Source organism: Methylobacterium sp. CCH7-A2, assembly GCF_001557075.1.
GTDB lineage: Bacteria > Pseudomonadota > Alphaproteobacteria > Rhizobiales > Beijerinckiaceae > Allobosea > Allobosea massiliensis.
In genome coordinates, this window is record NZ_LSKN01000202.1 from 1 (window position 1) to 9362 (window position 9362).

Here is a 9362-nt window from a genome sequence, read left to right on the forward strand (position 1 = left end):
CCGCCCGGGAACTGGCCTCGATCTATTTACTATCCGAGTGGTGCAGCAGGGCGTCGGGCTTGCCGCGGCGCCAGATCGCCATGACCAGCGCGTCTGTCACGAGCGCGGCCGTCATTTCGGCCTTCATCGACCAGCCGACGACGCGCCGCGAGAACAGGTCGATCACGGCAGCCACATAAAGCCAGCCTTCCGCCGTCCAGACATAGGTGAAATCGGCGATCCAGCGCTGGTTCGGCCGGGTCGCAGTAAACTGACGATCGAGAACGTTGGGCGCGATGACCGAGGTCAGTCGTGCTCCCTCGTCCTTCGGAAGGCCACGACGCCGGGGACGCGCCCGCAAGGCCTGCATCCGCATCAGGCGCTCGATCTTGTGCAAGCCGCAAGAGACGCCGTCAGCCAGCACATCACGCCAGACACGGCGAGCGCCATAGGTCCGGTCGCTCGCCTTGAAGCTCGCATAGACCTTGGCGCCAACCACCTCGTCGTCCACGGAGCGCTGGCTCGGCGAGCGCGTCAGCCAGGCATGGAACCCGGAGCGGGAGACATCCAGCGCTTCGCAAAGCCATGCCACCGGCCAGATGCTCCGGTGCCTCGCGATGAAAGCGAACCTCATATCGCTTCCCTCGCGAAGTAGGCTGCGGCCTTTTTTAGGATATCGCGCTCCGCCTTGAGCTTGGCCACCTCACGCCGCAGCCGCTCGATCTAAAGCTGCTCGGGCTTCACATGACCCTGTCCAGAAAACGCCTGCCCTGGATCGGCGGCAAACTCCTTCACCCATTTGCGCAGCACGTTCTCATGGACCTCCAGATCCCGAGACGCCTGCGCGACGCTCACCCCGCGTTTCCTGATCAGGCGAACCGCCTCGATCTTGAACTCACGCCCAAATCGTCGCCGCTGCATACGCCACCTCCAGCGTCATGAAACACCTAATCTCGGTGTCCACGAAACCCGCAGCAGGCCAGGCCTTGCGGTTGAGGAGCGCTCACTAGGCTATCGGCGGGCAAATACCTCATCCGCACCCATTGCAGGTTACAGCCAACAACCATATAAGTTTGGCGGGTGCTCCGCTCCTTACCGTGGGCGGGCAGGGTAACGCTGGTCGGGCCGCCAGCGCGGACACCCATGACTGATGCCCAACCTTAAATCATCGTGTTGCTTGATGCCTGACAGTCCGCTGCGGCTGCCTGGCGCTGGCTCAGCACGTGCATTGAGCCCGCAGAACTCCGGTCCGAGACTTTCCGAGAAGCTTTTCCTCGCACCACCAAGGGTCTGGCGGCCTCAGCCAAACGCTGGCTGCGCTAATCGAATTTCACCCCCTCGATGCTCATCGGCTGGCCGCCTCGGTCTTTCAATGTCAATAGTCATCTAGAGGATATTCATGTTATTTCTCGCCATTGGAATGATAGCTTCTGCATTTGGGCTCTTATTTGAATTCCGTTCCAGTAAAAACGGAGAGTCCCATCCAACGGTGTCAAGGGTCACAGTATCTGCATTGTTTCCAGCGTTAATTCTGATGCTTACAGTATTTGGATTCGCCATATTGATATCAGGAATTTCCACTTGATGTCCGGATTTATAAACGCGATCAAAACTGGGGTTAGAGTTGTTATCTTCCACTCTGATCATCAGTTTGGTGAGGCAAGCGCTCTGAGGATGCGGTAGCGGCTGAATGGTTTGCAAGATTGTGATCGGAATCATTTGTAGATGAATTTGTGGCTGATCCCGCTGGTGCCGTTCTTCGCGGCAGTCTTTCCACCGTTGACGATCCGCTCGGGCCGGAATGTCTGCGCCGTGGTAACGGGCCTGGCGACGTTGCTCGCCCTCGCGCTGCTGCTTTCGCATGCGCCGGGCGTCTATCGTGGCGAGATCGTCCAGGCGCGGCTGGACTGGCTGCCGCAGCTCGGGCTGTCGTTCTCGTTCTTCATCGACGGCCTCGGCCTGTTCTTCGCCACGATGATCCTCGGCATCGGCCTGCTTGTGATCGTCTACGCGCGCTATTACCTCAGCCGCAACGACCCGATGGGGCGCTTCTACGCCTATCTGCTGCTGTTCCAGGGCGCGATGGTCGGTGTCGTCGTGTCTGACAACATCCTGCTCCTGCTGGTGTTCTGGGAACTGACCAGCCTGACCTCCTTCCTGCTGATCGGCTATTGGCGGCACCTGCCCGAGGCGCGGCAGGGCGCACGGATGGCGCTGGTCGTCACCGGCGGCGGCGGGCTGCTGCTGATCGCCGGCATGCTGATGCTGGGCAACATCGCCGGATCCTACGACCTGTCGGTCATCCTGCAGCGAGGCGATCTGATCAAGGCCTCGCCCCTCTATCTGCCGATGCTGCTGCTCATCCTCGGCGGCGCCTTCACAAAATCGGCCCAGTTCCCATTCCACTTCTGGCTGCCGCATGCGATGGCGGCGCCGACGCCGGTGTCGGCCTATCTGCATTCAGCCACGATGGTGAAGGCGGGCGTCTTCCTGCTGGCGCGCCTGTGGCCGGTGCTGGCCGGCACCGATGCCTGGTTCCTGATCGTGGCGCCCGTGGGGCTCGTCACCATGCTGGTGGCGGCCTGGATCGCGATCTTCAAGGATGACCTCAAGGGGCTGCTGGCGTTCTCCACCGTCAGCCATCTCGGGCTGATGACGATGCTGCTGGGCTTCGGGACGCCGATGGCGGCGGTGGCCGCGGTGTTCCACATCCTCAATCACGCGACCTTCAAGGCGGCTCTCTTCATGGGCGCCGGCATCGTCGACCACGAGACCGGCACGCGCGACATCCGACGGCTCGGCGGTCTCATGACGCTGATGCCGATCACCGCGACGCTGGTGCTGATCGCCTCTGCCGCGATGGCGGGCATCGCGCCGCTGAATGGCTTCCTGTCCAAGGAGATGATGCTCGAGCAGGCCCTGCAGACCTCCTATGCCGGCATTCCCTGGCTGTTCCCCGTGATGGTCGGTCTGGCGACGCTGTTTTCGGTCGCCTATTCGGTCAGGCTGGCGGTCGCCGTCTTCTTCGGTCCGCAGCGACACGACTACCCCGCCCACCCGCATGACCCGCCGGCGGGCATGTGGCTGCCGGTTGCGGTGCTGGTTGTGCTGGTGGTGGCGATCGGGCTCCTGCCGGCGCTGATCGCCGGGCCGATCGTCGCGCGCACGGCGATGGCCGTCATCGGCGGTCCGCTGCCCTCCTCCTATTACCTCGCGCTCTGGCACGGGGTCACACCGGCCCTGCTGGTCAGCATCGCGGCGCTGATCGCCGGCACGGCCCTGTTCCTCGCCTATCGCCGGGTCGAGGCGTTCCGTCTGTCCCTGCCGCGCCCCGACGCGAAGACGCTGTTCGATCGCGTCATCCGCCGGCTGGTGGCGGGGGCCAGCTGGAGCATCGCGCGCTCGCATACCGGATCGCTGCAGCTCTATTTCGTCGTCATCCTCGCTGCCGTGCTCGTGCTGGCGGCCGGCGGGTTCTGGAGTGCCTCACATGGGAGCGGCGCGCGGGCCACGCTGCCGATGTCGCTGCCGGCTGTCGTGGCCTGGTTCGCACTCGTCGGGGCCAGCCTTGTGGCGGCGCTGCGCCACCATGATCGCGTCTTTGCGCTGATCCTGACGAGCGTCGTCGGCCTGGTCGTCTCGCTCGCCTTCCTGCAGTTCTCGGCGCCGGATCTCGCGTTGACCCAGATCTCCGTCGACGTGGTAACGACCGTTCTGCTGCTCCTGGCCCTCAATCTGCTGCCGAAGACGACGCCGAAACAGAGCAGCCTCGCCTGGCGCTGGCGCGATGCCGGCATCGCGACGGTGGCGGGCCTCGGTGCCGCGGGACTGGTCTATGCCGTGATGACACGGGGCTTCGAGACCATCTCCACCTATCATCTGGAGCAGTCGAAGCCCGGGGGCGGCGGCACCAATGTCGTCAACGTCATTCTGGTCGACTTCCGCGGCTTCGATACCTTCGGCGAGATCATCGTGCTCGGCATCGCCGCGCTGGCGATCTTCGCGCTGCTGGACCACCCCTTCGGACGACCCGCGGCGCGCCGGCTGGCGAGTATCCGCTTCGCGGAAGAGGCTCGCGACGCCCACCCCCTGATGCTGGTGGTGGCGACGCGGGCGCTGCTGCCGCTGGCGCTGACGGTGGGCGTCTACATCTTCCTGCGCGGGCACAACCTGCCGGGCGGCGGCTTCATCGCCGGTCTCGTCGTCGCGATGGCGCTGATCATGCAGTACATGGCCAGCGGCTATGTCTGGGCGAATGCCCGCGCCCGCCTCGACTCCCAGGCGATGATCGGGGCCGGCATCGTCATCGCCGGCCTGACCGGCATCGGTTCCTTCGTGTTCGGGCGGCCCTTCCTGACGAGTTCTTTCGGCTATTTCTCGCTGCCGTTCGTCGGGACGTTCGAACTGGCGACGGCGATGGCCTTCGATCTCGGCGTTTTCCTCGCCGTCGTCGGGGCCGTGCTGCTGTCGCTGTCGCAGATCTCACGTGTCCAGCAGCGGGCCGAGCGCTCGCCTGCCACGGACCATCCGATGGATATCGTGATCGAGGCCGACACGGCCGTGGCGAAGGAGGTGTGACATGGAACTGCTTGTCGCCAGCGCCACGGGCGTGATGACGGCGGTGGGGATTTACCTCCTGCTGCGCGCACGGACGTTCCCGGTCATTCTCGGTCTGACCTTCCTGACCTATGCGGTGAACCTCTTCCTGTTCGCGATGGGCCGCCTGACGATCAACCAGCCGCCGGTCATCAGCCCACTGGCAAGCGCCTATGCCGACCCGCTGCCGCAGGCGCTCGTCCTGACCGCGATCGTGATCTCCTTCGGCATGACAGCTCTGATCGTTGTGCTCGCGCTGCGCGGCTTCCTGGAGTCGGGAAGCGACGAGGTCGATCTCGCTGTGTCCGGCGAGGGCGACGCGGCCCGGATCCGGACCGACGTAGACAAGGCGCGGCTGCCAGCATGAACAACTCGATCGTCCTTCCCACGGTTCTGCCGGCGATGACGGCGGCGCTGCTCATCCTGGCGCTGCCGCATCACCTCAAGCATCAGCGCGTCGTCTCGGTTGCGTCCACCATTCTGGCGCTGGCCCTGGCCATCGGCCTGCTCGTGCTCGCCGGCGACGGAACGCCGCGGGCTTATTTCCTCGGCAACTGGCCGGCCCCCTTCGGCATCGTGCTCGTGCTCGACCGGCTGTCGGCCATCATGCTGCTGCTCAGTGCGGCGCTGGCGCTGATGGTGGCAGTCTATGCCTGTGCCGGCTGGGACACGCGTGGACGGCATTTCCATGCCCTGCTGCAGTTCCAGCTGCTCGGCGTCAACGGCGCCTTCCTGACAGGCGACCTGTTCAACCTGTTCGTCTTCTTCGAGGTCATGCTGATCGCCTCCTATGGGCTGATGCTGCATGGCGGCGGCGCGCCGCGGCTGAAGGCGGGCTTCCACTATGTCGCGATCAACCTGATCGCCTCGACGCTGTTCCTGTTCGGCGTCGGTCTGATCTACGCGATCACCGGCACGCTCAACATGGCCGATCTGGCGGGCAAGGTCGCGGCGGTGTCCGCGGACGACCAGGCGCTGCTGAAGACAGGAGCGATGCTGCTGTTTGCGGTCTTCGCGACCAAGGCGGCGTTGGTGCCGCTGCACTGGTGGCTGCCCAGCGCCTATGCGGCGACATCCGCGCCGGCTGCGGCCATGTTCATGATCATGACCAAGGTCGGCGCCTATGCGATCATCCGCGTCTACGGGCTGATCTTCGGTGCGGATGCGGGGCCGCTGGCCGCCATGGTCGCGCCGATCGTGATCCCCGCAGCGCTCGTCACGCTGATCGTTGGCGCCATCGGCGTGCTCGCCAGTCGCAATCTGCGCGATCTCGTCTGCTTCTCCGTCGTCGCCTCCATGGGCAATCTGCTGATCGCGGTGGGGCTGTTCGACGGTCCCGGCACGACGGCGGCGCTCTCCTACCTTGTGCACAGCACCCTGACGGGCGCCGCCCTGTTCCTGCTCGTCGACGTGATCTCCCAGCGGCGCGGCCAGCAACTCGAAAGGCTCGAACCCGCGCCGGCGATCGCCAACGAGACGCTGCTGGGGGCGATGTTCTTTCTGGGGGCCATCGCCATGGTCGGGATGCCGCCCTTGTCGGGCTTCATCGGAAAGCTGCTGATCCTCGACGCGACGCGCCAGGCGCCGCAGGCACCGCTGATCTGGGCGGTCATGCTCGGCGCGAGCCTGCTGATGATGATCGGCTATGCGCGCGCCGGCTCGATGATCTTCTGGAACAACAGCGAGCCGGTTCCGTCTGCGGGTGGAGCGGCGGTCGCGAAGGCGCCCGGCCTGACCGGGATCACCCTCGTGCCGCTCGTCGTCATCGCCCTCCTGCTGGCGGCCACGGCGGCGCTGTCACTGGGCGCCGGCCCGTTCACCAGAGCCTTCGCGGCGACGTCGGATCAGCTGCTCGACAAGGCCGGCTATGTCCGCGCGGTGCTGTCGCCCGCCGCCGGCGCCGGCACGGGGGAGAATTAGGCCATGGCTTTGCGCATGTTCCCCCATCCCCTGCTGTCGGTCTGGATCGTCGCGGTCTGGGTCCTGCTCGCCAATGAGGTGACCTTTGGCCATCTGGTGCTGGGGCTGATCCTGGGCATCCTGATTCCGCTCGCCACCAGCGCCTACTGGCCGGGGCGCCCGCGCGTCGGTGCGCCGCTGATGATGATCGAGTTCATGCTGGTCGTGCTCTGGGACATCGTCGTCTCGAACATTCAGGTCGCCTACCTCATCCTGTTTCGCCGCGGCGACAGCCTGCATTCACGCTTCATCACCCTGCCGCTCGATCTCACATCGCCGGAGGCGATCACGGTGCTCGCGGGGACGATCACGATGACGCCCGGCACGGTCTCGGCCGATGTGAGCGCCGACGGCCGCGCCCTGCTCGTGCACTGCCTGGAGACTGACGAAGCGGAGGCGACGATCGCCCAGATCAAGCAGCGCTACGAGCGCAGGTTGAAGAGGATCTTCGAATGATCGCAACCGCCTGTCTGATCGCGCTGATCGCCACCAGCGTCGCCATCCTGCTCAATCTGTACCGGCTGGCGATCGGTCCCGACGTTACGGATCGCATCCTCGCGCTGGACACGATGGTCATCAACGCGATCGGGCTGATCGTGCTGCTGGGCATCTATTACGGCACGACGATCTATTTCGAAGCCGCGATGCTGATCGCCATGGTTGGCTTCGTCACGACCGTGGCGTTCTGCAAATATCTGCTCCGTGGTAATGTGATCGAATAGGACACGCAGCATGCACTGGATCGGCGAAGCGGCCGTCACGGCCTTGATTCTCATCGGAGCCTTCTTCCTGCTGGTCGGCTCCTTCGGGCTGGCGAAGCTGCCCGACCTGATGCGGCGCCTGCACGGGCCCTCCAAGTCGACGACGCTCGGCATCGGTTCGCTGCTGATCGCCTCGATGCTGTATTTCGCGATCGCGGGCGCCCATATCTCGTTCCACGAAATGCTGATCACAATCTTCCTATTCCTCACCGCGCCCGTGACCGCGCATATGCTGGCGAAGGCCCATATCCTGCGTTCTCACAAGGACCGCAGCAGCCTGCCGCCCACGAACCGGCCCAGCGGCTGGGCGACCCTAGACGTCCACAAGTGAAGGAGGGCCGATCAGCCGGTTCGGCTTCGGCACGATCGTCTGCCGTTCGAGCTGGCAACAGGCTCGATCAGCTCTTGACCCAGCGACGCGACCGGAGAGAGGATTTTAGATGCAAACAGCAGAGTTAGCCTGAGGCCTGTAGCGCTCGTTCAATGGCATCCGCGCCGGGCTCTGCCTTGCCGGCTCCGTCGAGGAACTGTTCGGTCGCAACCTGAGCCAACTCGATATCGGGATTGGATTGCCACAGATAAATCAGGATGTAGCTCAACCTTTCGCGTTCCGCCGACGCAGCGACGGGATCTACGGGCTGTTTGGCGTTAATTGCGACCCAAGCCGCATCGAATGCGTCCGCGAGGCGCTGTAGATCGGCGGGTTCAGCAATGAGAGATCGGAGCATAATGGTCGCAGGCCTCCGTGCGGGCGGCCCGACCCACACTAGCCTGCATCTTTCGACCATTCAGGATGCACCCTTCGTCTAGATTAGCTTGTCGACAAGCATAATGGCAATCCTCGGTCATCACGAAATCCTTCGGGCTGTGAAGTAGATTTCCGACGGTGCCACTTGGCCAACGCTGCTCGTACAGCGCACTTGATCCGTTTTGTCAGTCTAATCGGTTTTTGATCGGCCGCAGACTTGTCGGACGTAAGCACGACGCGCATGTCCGCTGACGTTGCCCCCTGAAGCGCCCTCGGTTTGAATTGGACTCCGTCGGAAGGAGACGGAGATGAAGAAGAGCCGGTTTGGCGAAGAGCAGATCATCGCGGTGCTGAAGGAGCATCAGGCCGGGGTCGCGGTGGCGGATCTGTGCCGCAAGCACGGGATCAGCGATGCGACGCTCTACAATTGGCGCAATCGCTATGGCGGGATGGAGGTATCGGACGCCCGTCGGCTGAAGGCGCTCGACGACGGGACCCGGAAGCTCAAGAAGCTGCTGGCGGAGTCGATGCTCGACGTCGCGACGTTGCGCGAGGCGCTTGGAAACAACTTCTGAAGCCCGGATCGCGGAGAGCGTTCGTGACCTGGGCCATCGAAGAGAAGAGCTACTCGCAGCGTCGGGCGTGCAGCCTGATCGGGCTTGACCCGAAGACCTATCGCTATGCCTCGCATCGGTCCGGCGACGCGAGGATACGCGAGCGCCTGAAGACCCAGGCGGGTCAGCGGCGGCGGTTCGGCTACAGGCGCCTGCACATCCTGCTGCGGCGGGACGGCATCGTGCTGAACCATAAGAAGCTGTTCCGGCACAATCCGTGAAGAGCGGCTGACGGTGCGCCGGCGTGGCGGGCGCAAGCGCGCGCTCGGGACACGGGCGCCGATGGCCATGCCACAGGGCCCGAACCAGCGCTGGAGCCTCGACTTCGTCGCCGACCAGTTGGTCGACGGACGGCGCTTTCGTGTGCTGGTCGTGGTCGACGACTTCACCCGCGAATGCCTGGCACTCGTCGTCGACACCTCGCTCTCCGGCCAGCGGGTCGCCCGCGCGCTCGATGCGCTCATCCCCCTTCGCGGCCGGCCGCTCATGGTCGTCAGCGACAACGGCACCGAGCTGACCTCGCGGGCCGTCCTGCAATGGCAGGAGGATAGCCAGGTCGAGTGGCACTACATTGCGCCGGGCAAGCCGATGCAGAACGGGTTCGTCGAGAGCCTGAATGGCCGCTTCCGAGACGAATGTCTCAACGAGCGCATGTTCCGCAACCTGCCGACCGCTCGCCGGCTGATCGAAGAATGGAGGATGGAC

At 64.4% G+C, this 9362-nt stretch carries 8 protein-coding genes and 2 pseudogenes; 7 read left to right on the forward strand and 3 right to left on the reverse strand.

The features are described 5' to 3' along the window. Positions 1-31: 31 nt before the first annotated feature. A pseudogene (locus AX750_RS15150) lies at positions 32-900 on the reverse strand (IS3 family transposase); the annotation flags it as partial. Positions 901-1365: 465 nt separating this feature from the next. Then, positions 1366-1680 carry a hypothetical protein gene (locus tag AX750_RS26160; protein WP_156449993.1) on the reverse strand — a complete coding sequence of 105 codons (315 nt, stop codon included), beginning with the start codon at positions 1678-1680 and terminating at the stop codon, positions 1366-1368. A gap of 24 nt (positions 1681-1704) precedes the next feature. Between AX750_RS26160 and AX750_RS15160 the strand changes: the two genes are divergently transcribed. From AX750_RS15160 to AX750_RS15185, 6 genes are read left to right on the forward strand one after another with little or no spacing between them, the layout of a single operon-like run. Continuing rightward, positions 1705-4557 carry a monovalent cation/H+ antiporter subunit A gene (locus AX750_RS15160; protein WP_067254615.1) on the forward strand — a complete coding sequence of 951 codons (2853 nt, stop codon included), beginning with the start codon at positions 1705-1707 and terminating at the stop codon, positions 4555-4557. Position 4558: 1 nt separating this feature from the next. Beyond that, positions 4559-4942 (forward strand): Na+/H+ antiporter subunit C, encoded by a 384-nt coding sequence (locus AX750_RS15165; RefSeq protein ID WP_067254618.1) that lies wholly within the window; start codon positions 4559-4561, stop codon positions 4940-4942. Next, positions 4939-6495 carry a monovalent cation/H+ antiporter subunit D gene (locus tag AX750_RS15170; RefSeq protein ID WP_067254621.1) on the forward strand — a complete coding sequence of 519 codons (1557 nt, stop codon included), beginning with the start codon at positions 4939-4941 and terminating at the stop codon, positions 6493-6495. Before AX750_RS15165 ends, AX750_RS15170 begins: the two co-directional genes overlap by 4 nt. Positions 6496-6498: 3 nt before the next feature. Then, positions 6499-6990 (forward strand): Na+/H+ antiporter subunit E, encoded by a 492-nt coding sequence (locus AX750_RS15175; protein ID WP_067254625.1) that lies wholly within the window; start codon positions 6499-6501, stop codon positions 6988-6990. Next, entirely contained in the window at positions 6987-7256 is a 270-nt protein-coding gene (locus AX750_RS15180; RefSeq protein WP_067254628.1) for a K+/H+ antiporter subunit F, read from the forward strand. The genes AX750_RS15175 and AX750_RS15180 overlap by 4 nt, the downstream gene beginning before the upstream one ends. A gap of 10 nt (positions 7257-7266) precedes the next feature. After that, on the forward strand, positions 7267-7626 hold the full coding sequence (locus AX750_RS15185; RefSeq protein ID WP_067254631.1) for a Na+/H+ antiporter subunit G: 360 nt from the start codon (positions 7267-7269) through the stop codon (positions 7624-7626). Positions 7627-7750: 124 nt separating this feature from the next. On the opposite strand, the gene AX750_RS26165 is transcribed toward AX750_RS15185, so the two are convergent. Further along, positions 7751-7894: a hypothetical protein gene (locus tag AX750_RS26165; protein WP_156449994.1), complete on the reverse strand. Its 144-nt coding sequence runs from the start codon at positions 7892-7894 to the stop codon at positions 7751-7753. 457 nt (positions 7895-8351) lie between these two features. Here AX750_RS26165 and AX750_RS15200 point away from each other — a divergent pair. Continuing rightward, positions 8352-9362: pseudogene (locus AX750_RS15200) on the forward strand (IS3 family transposase); the annotation flags it as partial.

What these genes read in the sequence shown, in the direction of transcription:
- AX750_RS15180 (WP_067254628.1), top strand. Translation starts at nt 6,987, where the DNA reads ATGATCGCAACCGCCTGTCTGATCGCGCTGATCGCCACCAGCGTCGCC.
- AX750_RS15185 (WP_067254631.1), top strand. Translation starts at nt 7,267, where the DNA reads ATGCACTGGATCGGCGAAGCGGCCGTCACGGCCTTGATTCTCATCGGA.
- AX750_RS15160 (WP_067254615.1), top strand. Translation starts at nt 1,705, where the DNA reads ATGAATTTGTGGCTGATCCCGCTGGTGCCGTTCTTCGCGGCAGTCTTT.
- AX750_RS15165 (WP_067254618.1), top strand. Translation starts at nt 4,559, where the DNA reads ATGGAACTGCTTGTCGCCAGCGCCACGGGCGTGATGACGGCGGTGGGG.
- AX750_RS15170 (WP_067254621.1), top strand. Translation starts at nt 4,939, where the DNA reads ATGAACAACTCGATCGTCCTTCCCACGGTTCTGCCGGCGATGACGGCG.
- AX750_RS15175 (WP_067254625.1), top strand. Translation starts at nt 6,499, where the DNA reads ATGGCTTTGCGCATGTTCCCCCATCCCCTGCTGTCGGTCTGGATCGTC.